The sequence below is a fragment of the Nostoc sp. C052 genome (assembly GCF_013393905.1).
In the GTDB taxonomy this organism is placed as follows: domain Bacteria; phylum Cyanobacteriota; class Cyanobacteriia; order Cyanobacteriales; family Nostocaceae; genus Nostoc.
This window is the reverse complement of record NZ_CP040272.1, coordinates 3,371,581-3,392,287: the sequence shown is the minus strand read 5'-3', so window position 1 is coordinate 3,392,287 and position 20,707 is coordinate 3,371,581. Positions and strand designations below refer to the sequence as shown.

The window sequence follows — 20,707 nt, the reverse complement described above, 5'->3', positions numbered from 1 at the left end:
CCTTTTGTGATTAACCAGAAGTCTCAGTCCTAATGACTAATGACAAATGACAAATGACTCTTAGGGATTAGTATCCCAGTGGCGAGAGTGTTTGCGGTTGCGTTTCAGAATTTGGCGTTGTGTTAGACGATGCTTGCTTAGGACTTTGAGATACTGGAGGCAAGAAAATCATCCCTTCAGGAGTTGGCAATACCAAACCTGCTGTTGGTTGTTCTGCTTCATTAGCCATTTTATTTTTCAGCGTCGCGGTGGTTGTAGTTAGCAGGCGCTCATGACGTTGGAGGTTTTGCAGTCTGCGATATGACTGACCCCAAAGCTCTTGTGAATATACCGTCCAACCATACACAGCAAGTGTTGATGTTACTAACAAAAACGCCAAAACTGACGAATAACGATGAAAGGTATACAAGCGCAGCAACCACAAAGGTGTCGCTCCAGAATTAGGCATTGTCGGAAGGCCAAAAAAACCTATCCCCTTACTCTTCTGATTCGGACTCGACTGCTCATTGAGATTTGGAACTTGTCGTCTACCCAAATCTTTTACTGATTTAGCTACAACTGGCTCATTTGTGGGAGAAACCGCTAAATTTTTCGAGGAACGCTGTTGTCTTTGAGAGGATACTGGTGGAGAAACGCTCCGTGCTGCTGACTCCAGGCGTGCAGGGCGTCGCCTCCCTAAAGAAAGGATGGAATCTCGCCAGAACCAATTAGCCTTTGCAGAAACAGTAGATTTACGAGCAACTACCATAATTTTTTTAGATGGAAAATACTGTACTTTAGATTGATTGTCTTTATTGTCTGTTTTTGAGGAGGTTAAAATCACCTTCTATACAACAAGCACACATAACAGGCTACACCCTTTTAATTTTGATGATAGGTAGCTGTACCAGTGTTTGCATCCCTTAGATATCCAATGTTTGTAATCAGCGATTAAAAATTGGACAGCTTAACCTTTAGGTATCGCACCTAAAGTATGGCAACGTCGGGTAGCAAGGTGCAATACTCTATGAAAAAAATAAAATTTTTTGCTATCATAGCTCGGTTTGCTAGAGAATTTGGTAATTTTCGTTTTGCTCTTGAGTTGAAGAGAAACTCATCAGGATGCGTAATCCCAAAAAGAATACCCCGAAGGATTGTTTTTTTTAAGTATGTAATCTCGCAGAATTAAAAAAAAGCAATAAATACGGTATCGTATTCAACAGGCGAAAAATTGTTCTAGCCACAATTGGTGAAAGAGGAGTTATGAAAACAAAAATCTTTGGTTTTGCTCTAATGTTAAGTCTGGCTGCAATTCTCGGAGCCTGTGAAGGTGGTGGTGGTGGTACTGGTACTGCGACTCCCGCTGCTACAGGTGAACCAACTGATGCACCTGCTCCTGGTTCTACTCCTGCAACGACTCCCGTAGCACCTGCAACGACTCCCGCTGCTACTCCTGCTGCTACTCCTGCTGCGACTCCCGCTGCTACTCCTAAATAAGGCATCTTAAACTTTAGTTTAAATCACGCCCAGAACTGCTTAGTGACAGCGTTCCTGATTACATAGCTTAAATTAATTAGGTTCGCGTAAAAACCTGCATGTTTTATGTTGGCTCAAATATCAGCTAAGTAGGGCAAGAAGTAGAGGACACTGGTAAAGAGGGTTCCTTCCTCAACCAAGTGTCCGCCTGAAATTCCCGCTTGATAAAACCTTGTTTCTAATCTAAGTGAGTTGAGTTATGTAAATCTCAGCCATTTTGTACGCAAGACACTTCCCTCTTTTGGTATGTTTGAATTACTGAGACTACTGAGTTTTGAGAGGGCAAAATAATTTAATTTATTGCGATCGCTAACTGGCAATTGCTCTTGAGCATTCCCCGTAGTCTTTCCTGTATCAGGAAAGACCTGGTAATGTTACTTGATATTGCCAGATTTTTATTGCAAAAATTTAGGTATGGGGCAATACGCTTGGGTTAATAAATTTATCCGTTGAGCCAGGCAGTTCTTGAGCAGAGGATGCAGGGGGAGGAGAAAAAAGCTTATCCCAAGCGTATTGAGGTATGGGGTATGGGAAAAATAGATTTTCATCCTGCGTTGTAAACGCAGTTTAGAATATGGGGAGAGTTAGAGCGAGAAAGGCGATAAAATTACTGAGTTTAATTGTGATTAGTGCAACTTTGCTTATCTTAAGTAGCGATTGGGGGTCATCTGTAATCGCATTACCGCCACCAGAGGATACACCAGAAGAAATATTACGGACACAAATTATCATAGAAGCGCGATCGCCTATTGATGGAAAATTCCTCACAGCTGCCGAATACATCCAGTTGCAAGCCCAGCTGCAAGAAGTTCCGCCACCAAAACTAGACCCCAAAATTCGAGAACAGATTTACTTGCTTCGCTTACGTAAAACCTTGCTTCAGTTCTTCCCATTTTTAAATTTTTAATAAATTAGTCATTAGTCATTTGTAATTCATCCTCTGTTTAATGCCCCATGCCCTATGTCCCATTCTGATGTAGGATAACGGTGGCGACAAAATTGCAAATAAATGTAAAGAATATATATAGATAGTTTAAAAAAGTAGATTTAGTCAATCACGTTATTTCACTTAGGTAGCTTCATGTCCATGACCACGATCGCCCCTGAACAGGTTAACAGCATCGTTTGGAATCAGCATAACGATCCCTTTGAAATATTAGGTTCTCATCCCATAGAACAAGACGGTAAAACTGTCTGGGCTGTGCGGGCCTACTTACCAAATGCAAGTGCAGCATGGGTTGTTCTTCCTGAACAACGGAAGGAATACCCAATGCAAACGGTGCATCATCCCCACTTTTTTGAATGCACCATTGAAACCGCAGAACTGGCAAACTACCAGTTACGCATTAAAGAAGGGGAGCATGAGCGTGTCACTTATGACCCTTACGCTTTCCGTTCTCCCAACTTGACAGACTTTGACCTGCATTTATTTAGTGAAGGCAACCATCACCGGATATATGAAAAACTGGGAGCGCATCCCACGGTAATAGACGGCGTTAAAGGCGTTTATTTTGCCGTTTGGGCACCTAACGCTCGGAATGTCTCATTGTTGGGAGATTTCAACCTCTGGGATGGACGCAAACACCAGATGCGTAAAGGCCCTACCGGAGTTTGGGAATTGTTTATTCCTGAAATCGGTGTGGGAGAGCATTATAAATATGAAATCAAAAATTTTGAAGGACACATTTACGAAAAATCCGATCCTTACGGTTTCCAGCAGGAACCCCGCCCGAAAACGGCATCCATTGTCACTGATTTAGATGCTTACAGTTGGAATGACGAAAGCTGGATGGAAAAGCGGCGTCGCGCTGACCCTCTTACCCAGCCTGTCTCAGTCTACGAAGTGCATTTAGGCTCTTGGTTACACGCTTCGAGTGCAGAACCAGCAAAACTCCCCAATGGTGAAACTGAACCTGTAGTTATCGTTTCGGAACTTAAACCCGGCGCACGCTTTCTTACCTACCGAGAACTTGCTGACCGAATCATTCCATACATCAAAGAATTAGGATACACCCATTTAGAATTGCTGCCTATCGCGGAGCATCCCTTTGATGGTTCTTGGGGTTATCAAGTAACTGGTTACTATGCCCCTACCTCCCGTTTTGGCAGCCCCGAAGATTTCATGTATTTTGTTGACAAATGTCACCAAAATGATATAGGGGTAATTGTAGATTGGGTTCCCGGTCACTTCCCTAAAGATGGGCATGGTCTAGCTTTCTTTGATGGCAGCCACCTATACGAACACGCCGACCCCCGTAAAGGTGAACACAAAGAATGGGGTACTTTGGTGTTCAACTACGGTCGCCATGAAGTTAGTAATTTTCTGGCAGCAAATGCCCTCTTCTGGTTTGATAAGTACCACATTGACGGGATTCGTGTCGATGCTGTTGCCTCGATGCTTTATAACGATTATTGTCGCAAACCAGGAGAATGGCTGCCCAACCAGTACGGTGGCAGAGAAAACCTAGAAGCAGCAGATTTTCTGCGTCAGGTAAATCACATTATCTTTAGCTATTTCCCCGGTATTCTTTCAATTGCGGAAGAATCCACTTCCTGGCCAATGGTATCTTGGCCGACCTACACAGGCGGACTGGGCTTTAACTTGAAGTGGAATATGGGCTGGATGCACGATATGCTGGATTATTTCAGCATGGACCCTTGGTTCCGTCAGTTCCACCAAAACAATATTACCTTTAGTATGTGGTATAACCACAGCGAGAACTTCATGCTGGCTCTATCCCACGATGAAGTGGTGCATGGTAAGAGCAATATCATTGGTAAAATGCCGGGGGATACATGGCAGAAGTTAGCTAATATCCGTTGTTTATTTAGCTATATGTTTGCTCATCCAGGCAAGAAAACCATGTTTATGAGTATGGAGTTTGGGCAGTGGAGTGAGTGGAATGCTTGGGCTGATTTGGAGTGGCATTTATTGCAGCATGAACCACACCAACAATTAAAAACGTTTTTCAGGGAATTGAACCATCTCTACCGTTCTGAGCCAGTGTTGTATACCCAGGATTTTGCTGAACCGGGGTTTGAATGGATTGACTGTAGCGACAATCGCCATAGTGTGGTTTCCTTTATTCGTCGCGACAAGGATTCTGATGATTTTGCGATCGTCGTTTGCAATTTTACACCACAACCCCATTCTCATTACCGCATTGGTGTACCGCAAAAGGGATTTTATACTGAGTTGTTCAATAGTGATGCGCGTCAGTATGGCGGCAGCAATATGGGCAACTTAGGTGGTAAATGGACGGATGATTGGTCTTTGCACAGTCGTCCTTATTCACTGGATTTGTGTTTGCCACCTTTGGGTGTGTTGATTCTCAAGCTGGATAAGAAAAAGACTGCTGAGGTGATTGGATAATAATTTGGGGTGGGCATTGCTCACCCTTAATTTTTGTTTAAGATAAAAGATAAATGACTGTCAATACAGTTTGGTTAAGGTTTTGGATGAAAATTATAGATTTCAAAGACGCGATAAATCGCCGTCTCTACAAAAGACTATTCATCGCGTCTCTTGTCTTAACCAAATGAGAAAATAAACAATCTTGCACAACATCTTAGTGGAGATAAGCTAAGGTGCTATTAAAGGCTACGCTTATACATTTCTAAAAGTAGCTGTAGAATCAAAGTAAAAGGGCAGGTATCTCTGGATTGCAAATGATAACCAAAACCTTGAAACTGAAATTATTGGTATCTAAAGAGCATGACAGACATAACAGATTTATCAAAAATAATTGCTAACAAAGGCGACAATTCATTAATTCTACCAGATGTAAACTTACAATCACAAGAAGAAGTAGAACTGGAGCGAAAACTGCGAGAACTCAAGTTTAAACAAGAACTAAGAAAAGATTGGATTTTATTTATTGTTAGAGATGTAATAATATTTCCTGCCGCTATCCTTTTTATTTTTGCTGTTAGCGGTTATTCCCTATTTATTCAGATTCATCGGTGAAATATCTGATGATATATAGCAATTTTATCTAATTCGTGAAAATCGCCAGGCTTAGATCCCTGACTTCTTTAATAAGTCGGGGCTCTCGTTCGTGCAGTATAAGTAAATTTGCGTAACTAATTTTACAGACGACGAAGGCAACTTGCTACAAGTAGACTCATCTTTATATCCACACAAAGTTTTCTGGATATAAGGATTACCGTGATTGGTAAATCTGCAAAAAAGTAAGTATCTGATGGAAATAATCTAAAAATATGGGGCTTTTAATATTTTCGGTTGCTTTAGTTGCCATTGTTGCTGTAATTATCATTAATAGCTACAACGATTTAGTCAAGTATCGGAATCGTTACAAAAATGCTTACTCTCAAATCGATGTGCAATTACAGCGTCGCTATGATTTAATTCCCAATTTAGTGGAAACTGCTAAAGGGTATATGAAACATGAGCGAGAAACCTTAGAAGCAGTTATTGCTGCTCGTAATTCTGCAATTAATGCTAGCAGTCGTGCCGCGCAAAATCCCGGTGATCCTCAAGCGATGCAACAGTTGGGCAATGCTGAAGGAGCGTTAACAGGTGCCTTAAGTCGCTTGATGGTACTTTCAGAATCTTATCCAGAATTGAAAGCCGATCGCGCCATGACTCAGGTAATGGAAGAATTATCTTCTACTGAAAACCGGATTGCTTTTGCACGTCAAGCTTTTAATGATGCGGTGACACTCTACAACACCAAGAGCGAATCTTTCCCTAGCAACCTTGTGGCAAATACCTTTAATTTTACTGTTGCAGAATTGCTCGCCGAAGCTAATCCAGAAATCAGAAATGCTCCACGTGTGTCTTTTTAGGTGTCTATGAATTTCTTTGAACATCAGGATCGGGCACGCCAAAATACGCAACAATTAATTGGGTTATTTTCCCTATCGATCGCAGTTATGATTATGGCGATTTATATTGCCACTTTATTTCTGTTTCGCATGGCTCCTCGTGTTTGGTGGCATCCAGGGTTATTTCTTTACGTCGCTGGGATTACAATAATTGCGATTGCAGTCGGAAGTTTATACAAAATTGCCTGTCTCCGGGAGGGTGGAAGCGTAATTGCTCAACAGTTAGGGGGAAGACTCCTGCTACCAGAAATGACTGATGAACAAGGGCAACAACTATTAAATATTGTCGAGGAAATGGCGATCGCTTCTGGTATTTCCGTCCCACAAGTTTATCTCCTCGACAGAGAAACCAGCATTAATGCCTTTGCTGCCGGATTTACGCCCAATGATGCTGTAATTGGAGTTACCCGTGGCACTTTGCAACACCTTAACCGGGATGAACTACAAGGAGTCATCGGCCACGAATTCAGTCATATTCTCAATGGAGATATGCGGCTAAATTTGCGTTTAATGGGACTACTGCACGGGATTTTGTTCATTTATTTAACTGGGGAATTTCTGTGGCGAATTCGTGATACTTTCCGCTTAGAAAAAGGAGATAAGGGTTTACCTATCTGGGCTTTTGGCTTAGTATTGATGGCAATTGGCGGTATCGGATTACTTTGCGGACGCTTGATTAAAGCCGCAGTCTCTCGCCAACGCGAATTTCTCGCTGATGCTTCGGCGGTACAGTTCACTCGCAACCCCAATGGACTTACCGGAGTCTTTCAAAAACTCCAACAAATGGATTCGCGGTTGATTTCGCCAGGTGCAGAAGCCGCTAGCCACATGTTTTTTGGCAATGCCCTCAACCCCTCTTTCTGGGAAAATATGTTTTCTACCCACCCACCCTTAGCAGAACGTATCCGCCGCGTTGGGGGTTTAAACGTCCGTAATTTAGCAGCAATGCCATCTCGCAATCAAGTGGGTTCCCCCTCCCAGGAATCCCTAACAATGGGCTTTGCTGGTGGTTCTAGCACCATGCCAGGACAGGTTGTAAACCAAGTGGGAAGCGTTACACCAGAGCATTTTGCCCATGCTCAAGCGCTGTTATCGCAGTTACCAGAATCCCTGCGCTTGGGTGCGCGGGAGCAACAAAGTGCAATGGCGATCGCTTTTGCGTTAGCCTTAGATACAGAAAATCTCCAAATCCAAGAACGTCAAATTACTTGGTTACGCGAGGTGCAACCCGCTGATTTGGTAGAGAAAACCCTGGAATTAAGTAACGAAATTAGCCAGTTAGACTCCAGAATTCGTTTGCCACTTGTGGATTTGGCAGTGCCTATATTACGCCAAAATTCTGCCAAAGAATGCCAAAGGCTGTGCAAATGCGTCCACGGTTTAGTTGTAGCCACCGGAAGTTTATCACTGTGGCATTTTGTGTTGCAATTAATACTCTGGCATCGTCTCGAACCTAGTATCAATCCCGCATCTACGACAACGATAGAATTCACTTCCATCGAACAGATTTGGCCAGATAGTCTATTAGTACTATCCGTAATTGCTCGCGTCGGACACTCCCAACCCGATGCCTCCACTGAAGACATCGCCTATGCTTTTCGTTCTGGAGTTTTTCGACTTCCCAAAGCCGGAGAGCAAGAAAAACCAGAAAAACCACTAAGTTGTAATTTCACTGAACTCAAAAAAAGTATTGAGCGTCTGCGTCTTGCCACTCCCAAACTCAAGCAAGCTATTGTTGATGCTTGCGCCCACACGGTACTATTAGATAATAAAGTTACTCCTTCAGAGGCAGATTTACTCAGAGCGATCGCTATGACTTTAGACTGTCCCATCCCCCCATTTTTAAATCCTCAGCGTGGTGTTTCAAAACAGAAACAATCTTCTTCCAAGCAAAGTTAGTGTAACAAGTGAGGCACAGTTATTTATCACTAAATAAATTTTCCTCCTTACTATTACATAGTAATACTATTTGAATTGTCAGAATTGCAACTTGCAGATCCCCGACTTCTTAAAGAAGTTGGGGATCTTGTTTATCACAAATGATTCAAGATTACTATGGTATAAATGGTTGTCTCAATACTTGTCTGGTTTTGGGGAAAAGCGGAAAGGTCAAGGGGAAAGAAAAAACCTTTAACCTTTAACCTTTACCCTTTAACCTTTTCCCCAAACCTAATTCCAAGTTGAAGATGGTTGTCTTAGCAAAAGAGTATCATATTGTACAAAAAATCTTGATATTGCCTACCAGCATTAACTCGCCTGAAAAAGTTAGGACAAAATGCCAGCATTCTAGAAATTTGATTGCTATATTAGACTAAATAACTATTCTGGCAAAGGTTAAAAAGCTGTGCAGGATGATTTAAAGGGCTTGGAAATTAGTCAAGATGATTTACAAAAACTGACTAATTTACCTGTTAATGAGGAACTTTTAATCATTACAAATACTCTAAATAGATTTGCAAGGATATATATACAAAAGCTGAAAAGCTCTGAAGGGGCAACTGTAGTTTTCATCGGATTTTCTACATTTGTTTTTGTATATATTTTATTTGATTTAATTGTTAAAATTTTTGTTACGTGGATAACAATTCCATCTTGGGTATTATTAATTATCTTAGGTCTTTGGGTTGGCGGATTTACACAAACTATCTTATATTTAATCTGGAAAAGTAGAAGTAAAGTTGTCAAAAACAATATGACAAAATCTCTTCACATCCTGTTAAATGAGGTTAATAGATATAATACTGTTATTAGAGTAATAGATATCAATGACCAAATCGAAGAAGCTGGTAATCCAGAAGTGGTTATAAAAGAAAGAGAAGGTGTGATTGAAGCGCTTAAACTCACCAAAGCTGATTTAGTTCGCGCTTTGAAGACAGAAAGAATTTTGAGGGAAAATAAGAACTTTATTCTGAGTAATACAGAACTATTCGTCAACAATTTAGCAACTTTAACAGCTATGCAAGTAACTGAACAAGCTACTGAACATGGAAGGTTACTCAATGAAGCATTACAAATTGCATTAGATGTACAACACGAAATGAAAAGATTACAGACTCAGCGTTAAGATAATTCGTAATGACGCTCGTTCCTCGCTACCGCTACGCTAACGTAATTCGTAGTTCGTAATTCGTAATGTCTCTAAGAGATGCTGGGCGTAGCTTACTTCCCCGTAGGGGTACGAATACTCGCTAACGCAATTAGGTTTTGTAATGGGAATTTAGAAAGCACTCAGGTGGGTTGGTTTCTAACCTGCTCACAGACATTATTAATGGCTTTTACCAGAATCCTTCCCAGGGTTGCAATCACCGATCTAACATAAAGAATATTCATAAAGCGATCGCTTATCCACATGGACTGGAAAGAAATTAGAGGGAACTGGGTAATTATTCCCCGAAATCCCATAGGTATCGTTCATTTTTTAGGCGGTGCATTTGTCGCCACTGCACCACACATTACTTATCGCTGGTTACTCGAACAACTGGCAAGTAAAGGTTATGTTGTAATTGCTACGCCTTTCGTTAATACATTGGATCATACTGCGATCGCCAAATCCGTACTGTTAAACTTTGACCGCACCCTCGAACGCTTACAGGATTCTGGGGCATTACGCAAGCTCTACTTCCCTATTTACGGCGTTGGACATAGCATGGGCTGTAAACTTCACTTGCTGATTGGTAGCCTCTTTAAAGTAGAACGTGCAGGCAACATTTTAATATCCTTCAACAACTACGCCGCTAAAGAAGCTATCCCTCTAGTAGAACAATTCAATTCTACTTTTTCCATCGAGTTTACTCCCTCACCTGTGGAAACTAACAAGCTTGTCCAAGAGCGTTACAATGTCCGACGCAATTTATTAATAAAATTTAGTAATGACAACATTGATCAATCGGCAGCATTAACCAAAATCTTACAAGAACGTTTTGATGAGATGGTGACAGCACAAACGTTACCAGGAACTCATACAACACCTCTAGGTCAAGATATTAAATGGCAAACTGGAACCTCTTTCACCCCTTTTGACGCTTTAGGACAATGGTTTAAGCAAGAAGCATACCGCGACTTAAACCAGCTAAAAAGCAACATCCTCTTATGGCTAAATCCTTTAGCAGCACCATAGAATTTATGACTGTTTGACAGTCATAAATTCTATAGGTAAATAAAAACGATTTCTAATGCTTCTGGGTTGAGTCTAATAGAAACCTAACCCCAACTCCTTACTAGGGTTGGGGAGTAAAATTCAAAGCCTCTATGCTTTTAAGAGAGAGGAATGGAAGTGAGGTTAAAGTCTATTGTATACAAACAATAAGTAGTACCATATTAGCATCCCTGTATTGATCCTAGTACCTTATTAGCTCATAGCATATTTTTATTTTTTATTTTGACAGCAAATTATTAATAAGTGTTTCCTGCAACTTTATATGTTTCAAATACTAATAATTGATGACGACTATTCAATAAAAATACTCCTAAAAAGGATTTTGGAAAAACAAGGTTATGAGGTAGTGACTGCCAGTAGCGGCGATGAAGGAATAGAAAAAGCACTAGCTTATCGTCCAGCTCTAATTATTTGTGATTGGATCATGCCGGGTTTGACTGGACTGGAAGTTTGTCACCGCATTAAGGCAGACCCCAAATTTTCCACCACATTCTTTATTTTATTAACATCCTTGGATTCTGTTGCTGATTGCGTCAAAGGTCTAGATGCTGGTGCTGATGATTTTATCTCCAAACCTATTGAGCATAATGAATTACAAGCACGGGTAAGAGCGGGATTGCGCCTGCATCAGTTGAGTAGAGATTTGCAGGATCAAAAGTTGCTTTTAGAATCAGAAATGTCAGAAGCCGCAGACTATGTGCGATCGCTACTACCTTTTTCCATGACCGAACCCTTCAAGATAAATTTCCGGTTCATTCCCTCGCGACAACTCGGCGGTGACTGTTTCGATTACTATTGGCTCGATGATGATTATCTGGCAATTTACTTACTCGATACCGCCGGACATGGATTGAAAGCTACTCTTCCCTCTGTTTCAGTGCTGAATTTGCTGCGTTCACGTGCGCTCAAAGGTCTGAATTACTATCAACCTAGTGATGTATTGAAGGCTTTGAATGATACTTTTCAAATGAATTATCAAAATGATAAATACTTTACGATTTGGTATGGAGTTTACAATCGAATCAACCGCCAGTTAATTTATGCTAGTGCAGGTCATCCACCAGCAGTTTTAGTAACCGGCACATCTCCAAGGAAATCTGAAGTTAAACTCCTGAAAACCCCCGGTATGCCAGTTGGGATGTTTCCAGAGGCAAAATATGTTGATGCATCTTGCAATATTGAAAAATTTAGTACCCTTTATATTTTTAGTGATGGTGCTTATGAAATCACTAAATCAGATGGCACACTTTGGAGTTTGGATGCTTTTATTCAGCTATTAGTTAGTTTACAAGATCCAGTTGATAGCCAACTCGATCGCGTACTGAGTTATTTAATTGCTCTGAACTCCAAAGATGCTTTTGATGATGATTTATCTATTTTGCAAATGAAGTTTGATTAATTAAGTATTGGAAACTAAAACTTGATTAAATGCATCTTGACTAGGGAATATTTCAAATACTTTATCCATATTAGTCAGTTCAAATAATATCCTGACTTGCTCATTAATTGAGCAGAGAACAAGTTTAGTATCTGCTGCACGCAAGGTTTTAAAAGCTAATACTAAAGCTCCCAAACCGGAACTATCCATAAAGGTTACATCTTTAAAATCAACTAACACGATTTTCGCACCCTTCTCTAGAATATCAGTGATATTTTGTCGAAATTCTTGTGAAGTTGTGGCGTTCAAATTACCACTGAGCTTAATAACTTTTACTTGTTCTCTCATAATTATGTCACTCTGATTTGTGTAAATAATTCTCTCATTTCGCCATTATAGAACATTTAAAAATGCTTGTAAAATAAAATATAAGATTACATATTGAGTAACCATTGATAACTAATCAGGATAGATAAAGATCAATTATAAGTATTTTAATCTACTTTTTTGTAATACGAAAAACCATATTGTCTTACATTCAATATCGCTTTTTTACTAGGAATATACCAGTTGAGAATAGACTATATAAGTAAGTCAGCATAGTAAAACTCATGTATGTTTAGTTTTGTATAACGGTTTGAACGACAGATTTATAAGCTGTTCGCTGATTTTATTTTTCGGCATACTATGTTAATTTTTAACACCAACTTACCTGTATATCATGGATGTAAATATATACTGTATCTACAAGCTGAGGTTGCCGCTTTTCAGATTGTTTACCAAATATTTTTGCCAAAAGTAAAATTTTCCAATAAATCTCATGCTGATAGCCATCATTAAACAATTCAAAATTCAATGAGTCGGAGCAATACCTAGTTTGGCTACGCCTACGCGCAATTAAACCGAGTCTAGCAGCAACGTTCCTTTGCGTGGTTAAGCGGGTCTGCATCACCCACAAAATTTTCCCAGTCCTATCGCCCAATTCAAACTATAAGCAAAAATACTCAACTATCGAGGTTTCACATCATAATCATTAGTAGATATAATCCTTTCTTGACTACTGAGTATTTATGATAGTAACTAGGATCTACGTTTATTTATGTCCAATTACTTACATTATTGAAATAATTTACCTCTGGATTACCCTTCTAGAGCCGAAAACTTTGGTTTCAACAGTGCCAAGCAAGCTTGAATCTACACCAACTATCTAACAGAAGTTCTCTAAGGCGATCGCCCCTGCTATTTTTAGTATTCCCAATATCTATATATTTCTCAACACATAACACAAATCCTGTACAGACGTGATTTAATCGCGTCTCTAACTACCTCAAACAGGATTTACTTTCGCTCTGTAAAGCAACTTCTTACCTTGAAGGTAGCCAGTGTAACGCACTTTGACTGTTCCTCCAGGCTGTGCAGTTCCCTCCATCAATTGGTGAAGTTGGGGATCATAAGGTAATTCTGCTCCCACAGGTGCGATCGCTTCTACTCCCCACGCTTGCAAAAGCTTTTCCAGGGGTTTCTGTACCAATGGGACTATTTTAACTGCTGCTAGCTGTTGATTCTCCTGCGCTTTCTGTGCTGCTGTTGGCCATTGCAATAATAAAGACTCCAGCAGTTGCAAGGTTGACTGCTGGAGTTCTTGTAGTAATATTTCTCGCTGTTGTTCTAATTGAAGTTGCGAGCGATCGTACTCTCTTCTTAAATCTGTAATTTCTTGTAACAATTCCTGGGTAGGTGCTGTTTTCTCTTGTAATAACTCTACGGTTGAAAAAGTTGCGATTAATTCACTTAATGAAATCTGTAGCACTGACGACAGCTTAAGCAGCACATCTACCCGCATCTGCTCTAGCTTTCCCTGACGTAATCGCAAAATTTGACGCTCTGAGACACCAGCAGCACGACTCAGCGCTTTAAAACTAGAAATACCTACCTGTTGCATTAAATCTTGCAACTTTTGGGTGTGGGGCATTGGGGATTGAGGATTGGTGACTGGGGATTGGGGATTGGGGATTGGCAAAAAAATTAAGTCTTTATTTGTTAGTACCCAGTCCCTAGTCCCTAATTCCTATTCTTCCAGCAAACTTCTCAACATCCAAGCTGTCTTTTCGTGTACCTGCATCCGCTGAGTCAATAAATCGGCGGTAGGTTCGTCGTTAACTTCCTCTAGCACAGGGAAAATAGACCGTGCAGTTCTGACTACGGCTTCTTGTCCTTCCACTAGCAAGCGGATCATTTCCACAGCTTTAGGAACTCCAGGAGTTTCTGGAATCGAACTTAGTTTGGCGTATTCGCTGTAGGTTCCTGGTGCAGGATAGCCAAGCGCTCTAATTCTCTCGGCTATTAAATCCACTGCTAAGGCTAATTCTGTATACTGAGTCTCAAACATTAGATGCAACGTTTGAAACATCGGCCCTGTTACATTCCAATGAAAATTATGAGTTTTCAGATACAGTGTATAAGTATCAGCCAACAGATGAGATAAACCGTCAGCAATTTTAGCCCTACTCGCCTCGTCAATGCCGATATTTACATTTTTAACTGTTACTTTCGATGACATAATTTTCTCCTAATTAGGTTATATGTAATTGGGGATTGGGAATTGGGCATTGGGGATTGGCAAGAAAATTAAGCCCTTGATTCCTAGCCCCCATTCCCCATTGTCTATGCTAAGTGCATCTTCAAAACGCTACGGGGTGCTTTACGAACTCTGGCTAAAACGGTTTCTTTGCCTAAACGCTGGCAAGCTTCATACCGGTGGCAACCAGAAAAGCCATAATATTGTCCATCTACTTCTAGGACATCAATAGGTTCTTGCTGCCCAATCTCCGCAATCGATTCCATTAAGGCTTGCACTTTATTTGGATCGTTTGTACGGGGCAATGGCCGTTTTATCTGATTTAATGGAATTTCTTGGACTTTAACCATAAAGAGTTTATGCAACTAGTTCTGTTTTTTGTCTCTAAATAAATCATAGTCATTATGACTTCGTTTTGCAACTAGTATCTGGGGCAAAATTGGTAATGGTATCATTGGAGCATTCATGCGACAAAAAAACCGCGCTACAAAGCAATTGGAAAATAAGCTCCAACGACACATTAAGGGGCAGAAGACACTCTCTACGAGAGGCTCCGCCAACGCGAACGATTACTCGCGATCGCAACTTTTGGAGACGCTGCGCGAACGCTATCAGGTGGTCATGAAATTTTCATTTTGGTGTTTTCCCTACACTGTGCTGACAACATTTTGTCTATTGGGACTGACTGCGGCATCAGGGCCAGAGAGCAATATCCAGGATATAGAACTGAAAATTGGGATTGTGCAGCGATTTGGCGCCGAAGCCACAGCCAAGCTGCAACTAGAACCCATAAAAGGCGATCGCTTAAAGCTAAAATTTCAAGTGGGCAACAAGCAGCAAATCCTGTTTACTAAGAACCCTGTAAAGCTGGAAACAGTCATGGAAGCTTTGCCCCAGTCAGCAGTCGAAGAAGTGGTAGTTTTAGGCACATACCGCACTTTTGAAACTGCGGAAGACAGTGCTAATAAATGGCGTTCTCTGGGAATGGAAGTGGAAATAGCCCAGCCAGAACGCTGGCAGGTTTGGGCGAAACGAGATGTTTACAGCACTCCTTTATTGCGACGCTTGTTATTGCAAAACATCCAAGCTTCTACCAAAGAGAAAGTATATCTTGATACTAGAGTTTTGAAACAAGTGCCACGAGTGAGTTGGGTAGTGGATGGTAATCGCTATAGCCCAAATGGCTTGGAAATTAGCACAGAGCAAAACTTGATTCGGGTGAATAAAAGCGACAAACAAGAGAACGCTCGTCTTTATGCTGGCCAATTGAATTTGCAGCCAAATGCTTATGGCACATACACTCTAGTTAATCAAGTACCCTTAGAAACTTATTTGCGTGGGGTTGTGCCTTACGAAATAGGTACAGAAGCACCAACAGCGGCGCTGGAAGCCCAAGCAATTCTCGCCCGGACTTATGCCTTGAGAAATTTACGCAGGTTTGCCGCAGATAATTATCAGTTGTGTGCTGATACTCACTGCCAAGTTTATTATGGGCTGAAGGGAGCCGCTGCCAAAACAGACCAAGCGATCGCCTCAACCAGGGGTAAAGTATTAACTTATAAAAATGAACTAGTAGACGCCTTGTATTCTTCTACTACTGGTGGTGTCACCGCCTCCTTCCGCGATATCTGGAATGGTGACGATCGTCCCTATCTCCACCCTGTACTGGATGCTCCGACTAATTTTTGGGACTTATCTAAGCAGAGTTTAGCAGATGAAAAGAACTTCAAAAAATTTATTAACATACAACAAGGATTTAATGAAAGCAAGTGGGATATGTTTCGTTGGCATAAAGAAACCCCTTTACAGGATATTATCAAGGACTTGCAGAAATTTTTGCAGGTGAAAAACAGTCCCCATGCCAAATTTAAGACAATTCAGGCTATGGCAGTCGTGAAGCGAAGCCAGAGTGGACGTATTCTTGAACTTGCGGTTAAAACCGATCACAGCACCTTTGTTCTGCATAAAGATGAAGTTCGCAGCGCCTTTGCTGCTCCCGTAAGTACGCTTTTTTACATAGAACCCCTAAACAAAGGCAAGACAGAACTTTGGGGATATGCTTTTATTGGTGGTGGATTAGGGCATGGAGTCGGCTTGAGTCAAACTGGCGCTCAAAATTTAGCAAAACTAGGTTGGTCAAGTCCAAAAATTCTCCAATTCTACTATCCTGGTACTCAGATTAAAATTCTCAGTAAAGAAATTAAGCTGTGAACTATCCGCACTGAGCTTATGTACTATGTACGAGAGAATTCCATAGTATACTGATTTTCAAGTAAAAAATTAAGCAGGAACACAACATTTACTGTGTTCCTGCCCAACACTGAACTAGGCTTTTTATCAAAGTCGCTTTTAGAGATACACACAGCATTGCAAGTGTGTTGGCCCTAGATGCCATACTTGTATTTTTTCAACATTGGTAACTCTTGCAAGAGGTTTATGGTTGAGTTGCTTAGTTCTTAGTAAAGGTCTTCTTCTTTGTGAGTTTCGATTGTTACGTCAGAGGTTGGGTAAGCGACACAAGTCAGTACGTATCCTTTTTCGATTTGCTCATCGTCTAAGAATGACTGATCGCCTTGATCGACAGTACCCTTGACGATTTTACCTGCACAGGTCGAGCAAGCACCAGCGCGGCAAGAGTAGGGCAAGTCAAGACCAGCTTCTTCAGCCGCGTCTAGAATATAGACATCATCATCAACGTCAAGTGTTGTATTTAGTCCTTCAGACTCGTTGATTAGTGTCACTTTATAACTTGGCATTGAGTAATCCTCTCTTTTGTAAACGGCAGTATAAGTTATCTTAAGGCAAAGGTCACGGCTGTTCTGTGGGATTAGCCGTTGGTTTAAATTTGCTTCAATTCTGATACTACGAGAAAAATTAAACGATGTGACTGGAAATCGAACCCGATTAGTAATGAAATTTAGTTACTTAATCCCGATAAGTTTTATTTATGTTATTTTCTCGCTTAGTTAGGTTGCAATAAGAAAAATTTATTTTATATATAAAAAATATGAGCAATATTAATGTTAAGCTGTTACACATTTAACTTGTATCATTAGGGCGCTCTTGTTGCCCACCCCACAAGAGTTAATTGGATATTTTGTTATTTGTCAGTCCCTTAGATTGCGATCGCATACCCCGACGAAAGCAAGCTGATGCGGTAACTTTTTCCAAAATTTTTCTGTTCATTATTTGACAAATTTTGTGTATTGTGCAGCACGTTAGCTCTGCTTTCAAAAAGGGGGCTTTCTTTTGAAAATAAAGTCTCATACGTGCTTGAGGGGTTCTGACGAATGTTGTAGAGTCTAGACTGGTGAACCCAATGAAGAGAGAATCTGACCACTAGAAGCGTGAGACGATCAAAAACAGAACTAGTGAGGATCATGTATAATTCAAAAGCTGCTTCGGAAAAAGCAAAAGTGCGTGTAGGTTTGATCGGTACTGGATATGCGGCAAAGTTTCGGGCTGAAGCATTGCTCCACGATGAGCGATCGCACCTAGTCGCAGTTGTTGGTCATACAAGCGAAAAAACCGAAGCCTTTGCTAAAGAGTACCAGATTGAAACATTGAGTTCTTGGCAAGAGCTAGTAGAACGTGAAGATATAGACCTAGTGGCGATATCTACGATTAATCGAGATCATGGGGCGATCGCGCGTGCAGCGCTAACCAACGACAAACATGTGATTGTAGAGTATCCTCTTTCGTTGGATGTAGTCGAAGCAGAGGAATTGATTGCTTTAGCCAAAGCAAAACAAAAACTTCTGCATATAGAACACCTGGAACTTTTGGGTGGTTTGCATCAAGCCTTGAAGCAAAACTTAGCCAAAATTGGTGAAGTGTTTTATGTTCGCTACAGCACCATCAATCCTCAAAATCCTGCACCCCGCAAATGGACTTATAACCACGATTTGTTCGGCTTTCCCTTAATTGGGGCCCTGTCTCGCCTACATCGCCTCATCGATTTATTTGGTAAAGTATTTACAGTTAACTGTCACCAGCGATATTGGGAAATAGAACCGGAATATTACCAAACCTGTTTCTGCACTAGTGAACTGTGCTTTAACAGTGGACTTTTAGCCCAAGTAGTGTACGGTAAAGGTGAAAGTCTTTGGCAATCAGAACGCAAGTTTGAAGTTCACGGCGAAAAAGGTGGTTTAATTTTTGATGGTGACACCGGAATTTTCATCCAGCCAGGAGAAACAACATCTATAGAGGTTGGTCCTCGACGGGGTTTGTTCGCTAAAGATACGAGTATGGTATTAGACCATCTTTTTGATGGCACTCCTTTGTACGTTACCCCAGAGGAGAGCTTATATACCCTAAAGGTTGCTGATGCTGCCCAAAGAGCCGCACAGACAGGGTTAACTATGTTTATGAAAGATTTCTAGATAAAAGTTAATGAAAACCGAACTAATTGTTATTTTATCCCAACGAGAAATAGAGAAAATGCGTCAAGCTGGACGTTTAGCTGCTAAACTTCTCCAGCATCTCGAACCATTTGTGAAGCCAGGGGTTAGCACTCTTGAACTAAATGATGAAGCCGAACGTTGGACACAAGCGCATGGAGCAAAAAGCGCACCCCTTGGTTATAAAGGTTATCCGAAATCGATTTGCACTAGTGTAAATGAGGTAATTTGTCACGGCATTCCCAATGCCAAGCAAATTCTGAAAGAAGGTGACATCATTAATATTGATGTTACGCCGATTGTTGAAGGTTATCACGGCGATACATCCAAGACATTTTTTGTTGGTACTCCTTCTCCAAAAACGAGAAAGTTGGTAGAGGTGACAGAAGAATGTCTCCGCCTGGGTATTGCTGAAGTTAAGCCAGGGGCACGTATTGGCGACATTGGTGCAGCTATTCAAGAGTATGCTGAAGCACAAGGCTTTTCTGTGGTACGAGATTTCGTTGGACACGGCATCAGTAACATTTTCCATACTGCGCCAGATGTTCCCCACTATGGTACACGCGGTAAGGGCAAGCGCCTCAGACCAGGGATGGTTTTTACCATTGAGCCAATGATTAACGAAGGTACTTACGAAGTCGAAGTTCTCAGTGATAAGTGGACTGCGGTAACGCGCGATCGCAAGCTTTCTGCTCAATGTGAGCATACCTTAGCTGTAACTGAAGATGGCGTTGAAATCCTCACCCTACCTGAAGGTGAGAATTACTAAACTGGTAGATTTTTCTACTGCTTGATTAACATTATGGTTCAAACTCTTGCTGCGGAAAACGTCACACTTGAGCAACTAATATTGCTCTATGGATTAGAGTTAGTTGATTCGGAAGAATTCTTTCGAGAGTGGCAAGATGACCTACCTGAACTGACAAGTTTAGAAAAGCAGCTATTGGATCAAATAAAGGCAGGTTACATAAATTTGCGAAACTATCCGCCTTTATTAGAAAATACAGTTAACACGATTGTTTTATCACCACTACTATTCATTGGCAAGTTTTATTTACCTCCTTTTCACCTCAAATTAGAGAAATCTATCGAGATTGAAACACAAGACAAACAAACTATCATCAAAGGACGAATTGACTTTTTACTTCTAAATCAAAAATTCTGGGTAACAGTTATTGAGTCTAAACAGGTTGCTTATTCGGTAGAAGCAGGACTTGACCAAATTCTGGCATATATGCTGGCTGCTCCCCAGTCACAAGATGTAGTATTTGGTATGATTACTTCTGGTGGCAGTTTTATGTTCATTAAACTGCTCAAAGGTTATCCTCCTCGCTATACCACTTCGGATATTTTTGATGTCCGTAACCGTGGCAATGAGTTATATAATGTACTCCAAATTTTGAAGCGTATTAGTCAATTGACTTTTGCCTAATTAAAGGTAGTTAGAATAATTAAGAGCAGTATTGCTGCTCTAATTCTGAACCTGGAAGGACAAATCTTGATGGTTTCAGCCACTATTAATTACACTAGGTAAATCTGTTAAATTAGTCATAGAAGTTGTCAGTACCAATTGGCAGAATGACTATGCCCGGAAAGTGGAAGACTACGAAACTTTAGGTATTGGGGAGTATTGGATCGCAGATTATCTAGGGCTAGGAGGTAAACGCTACATCGGCTTATCCAAGCAACCTGTAATCACTATTTATCAGTTAATCGATGGAACTTATCAAGGACAACAGTTTAGAGGAACAGAACGCCTCATCTCCCAAACATTTCCAGACCTGAATTTGACCGCAGAACAGATATTTGTTGCGGGTCGCTAGAGTTAG

The 20,707-nt window shown here is 40.9% G+C and carries 19 protein-coding genes and 1 pseudogene; 14 read left to right on the top strand and 6 right to left on the bottom strand.

All coding sequences use genetic code 11. The features are described from left to right. Positions 1 to 67: 67 nt before the first annotated feature. Positions 68 to 748: a hypothetical protein gene (locus FD723_RS13645; RefSeq protein WP_179065816.1), complete on the bottom strand. Its 681-nt coding sequence runs from the start codon at positions 746 to 748 to the stop codon at positions 68 to 70. A gap of 494 nt (positions 749 to 1,242) precedes the next feature. On the opposite strand from FD723_RS13645, the gene FD723_RS13640 reads away from it, so the two are divergent. The 9 genes from FD723_RS13640 to FD723_RS13600 all read left to right on the top strand — a co-directional run bounded on the left by FD723_RS13640 (position 1,243) and on the right by FD723_RS13600 (position 11,918). Continuing rightward, complete coding sequence (locus FD723_RS13640; protein WP_179065815.1) at positions 1,243 to 1,476, top strand: hypothetical protein; 234 nt, start codon at positions 1,243 to 1,245, stop codon at positions 1,474 to 1,476. Positions 1,477 to 2,089: 613 nt separating this feature from the next. Then, complete coding sequence (locus FD723_RS13635) at positions 2,090 to 2,422, top strand: hypothetical protein (RefSeq protein WP_179065814.1); 333 nt, start codon at positions 2,090 to 2,092, stop codon at positions 2,420 to 2,422. A 174-nt stretch (positions 2,423 to 2,596) separates the two neighbouring features. Further along, entirely contained in the window at positions 2,597 to 4,888 is a 2,292-nt protein-coding gene (glgB, locus tag FD723_RS13630) for a 1,4-alpha-glucan branching enzyme (protein ID WP_179065813.1), read from the top strand. Between the two features lie 342 nt (positions 4,889 to 5,230). Beyond that, complete coding sequence (locus FD723_RS13625; protein ID WP_179065812.1) at positions 5,231 to 5,482, top strand: hypothetical protein; 252 nt, start codon at positions 5,231 to 5,233, stop codon at positions 5,480 to 5,482. A gap of 254 nt (positions 5,483 to 5,736) precedes the next feature. Then, positions 5,737 to 6,324 carry a LemA family protein gene (locus FD723_RS13620; protein WP_179065811.1) on the top strand — a complete coding sequence of 196 codons (588 nt, stop codon included), beginning with the start codon at positions 5,737 to 5,739 and terminating at the stop codon, positions 6,322 to 6,324. Positions 6,325 to 6,330: 6 nt separating this feature from the next. After that, positions 6,331 to 8,262, top strand: a complete 1,932-nt coding sequence (locus FD723_RS13615; RefSeq protein WP_179065810.1) for a M48 family metallopeptidase — start codon at positions 6,331 to 6,333, stop codon at positions 8,260 to 8,262. 445 nt (positions 8,263 to 8,707) lie between these two features. Next, positions 8,708 to 9,427 (top strand): hypothetical protein, encoded by a 720-nt coding sequence (locus FD723_RS13610; RefSeq protein WP_179065809.1) that lies wholly within the window; start codon positions 8,708 to 8,710, stop codon positions 9,425 to 9,427. Positions 9,428 to 9,712: 285 nt separating this feature from the next. Next, entirely contained in the window at positions 9,713 to 10,480 is a 768-nt protein-coding gene (locus FD723_RS13605; protein ID WP_179065808.1) for a DUF1350 family protein, read from the top strand. A 301-nt stretch (positions 10,481 to 10,781) separates the two neighbouring features. Next, complete coding sequence (locus FD723_RS13600) at positions 10,782 to 11,918, top strand: PP2C family protein-serine/threonine phosphatase (protein ID WP_179065807.1); 1,137 nt, start codon at positions 10,782 to 10,784, stop codon at positions 11,916 to 11,918. Here FD723_RS13600 and FD723_RS13595 read toward each other — a convergent pair whose 3' ends face one another. The 4 genes from FD723_RS13595 to FD723_RS13580 form a co-directional block, all read right to left on the bottom strand. Continuing rightward, positions 11,919 to 12,245: an STAS domain-containing protein gene (locus FD723_RS13595; RefSeq protein WP_179065806.1), complete on the bottom strand. Its 327-nt coding sequence runs from the start codon at positions 12,243 to 12,245 to the stop codon at positions 11,919 to 11,921. A 979-nt stretch (positions 12,246 to 13,224) separates the two neighbouring features. Then, a complete protein-coding gene (gene grpE / locus FD723_RS13590) occupies positions 13,225 to 13,869 on the bottom strand; it encodes a nucleotide exchange factor GrpE (RefSeq protein ID WP_179069138.1) in 645 nt (214 codons plus the stop codon). Between the two features lie 96 nt (positions 13,870 to 13,965). Continuing rightward, positions 13,966 to 14,457: a Dps family protein gene (locus FD723_RS13585; protein ID WP_179065805.1), complete on the bottom strand. Its 492-nt coding sequence runs from the start codon at positions 14,455 to 14,457 to the stop codon at positions 13,966 to 13,968. Positions 14,458 to 14,561: 104 nt separating this feature from the next. Continuing rightward, complete coding sequence (locus FD723_RS13580) at positions 14,562 to 14,825, bottom strand: ParB N-terminal domain-containing protein (protein WP_104907642.1); 264 nt, start codon at positions 14,823 to 14,825, stop codon at positions 14,562 to 14,564. A 115-nt stretch (positions 14,826 to 14,940) separates the two neighbouring features. Here FD723_RS13580 and FD723_RS13575 point away from each other — a divergent pair, with 115 nt between their 5' ends. After that, entirely contained in the window at positions 14,941 to 16,686 is a 1,746-nt protein-coding gene (locus tag FD723_RS13575; protein WP_179065804.1) for a SpoIID/LytB domain-containing protein, read from the top strand. A 245-nt stretch (positions 16,687 to 16,931) separates the two neighbouring features. Here FD723_RS13575 and FD723_RS13570 read toward each other — a convergent pair whose 3' ends face one another. Next, a complete protein-coding gene (locus tag FD723_RS13570) occupies positions 16,932 to 17,231 on the bottom strand; it encodes a ferredoxin (protein WP_179065803.1) in 300 nt (99 codons plus the stop codon). A 624-nt stretch (positions 17,232 to 17,855) separates the two neighbouring features. On the opposite strand from FD723_RS13570, the gene FD723_RS13565 reads away from it, so the two are divergent. The 4 genes and pseudogenes from FD723_RS13565 to FD723_RS13550 form a co-directional block, all read left to right on the top strand. Further along, complete coding sequence (locus FD723_RS13565; protein ID WP_179065802.1) at positions 17,856 to 18,860, top strand: Gfo/Idh/MocA family protein; 1,005 nt, start codon at positions 17,856 to 17,858, stop codon at positions 18,858 to 18,860. A gap of 10 nt (positions 18,861 to 18,870) precedes the next feature. Further along, a complete protein-coding gene (gene map, locus FD723_RS13560) occupies positions 18,871 to 19,647 on the top strand; it encodes a type I methionyl aminopeptidase (protein WP_179065801.1) in 777 nt (258 codons plus the stop codon). A 33-nt stretch (positions 19,648 to 19,680) separates the two neighbouring features. Beyond that, positions 19,681 to 20,310, top strand: coding sequence for a restriction endonuclease subunit R (locus tag FD723_RS13555; protein WP_179065800.1), 630 nt, complete (start codon positions 19,681 to 19,683; stop codon positions 20,308 to 20,310). A gap of 88 nt (positions 20,311 to 20,398) precedes the next feature. Continuing rightward, positions 20,399 to 20,701 (top strand): annotated as a pseudogene (locus FD723_RS13550) (Uma2 family endonuclease); the annotation flags it as partial. Positions 20,702 to 20,707: the final 6 nt, after the last annotated feature.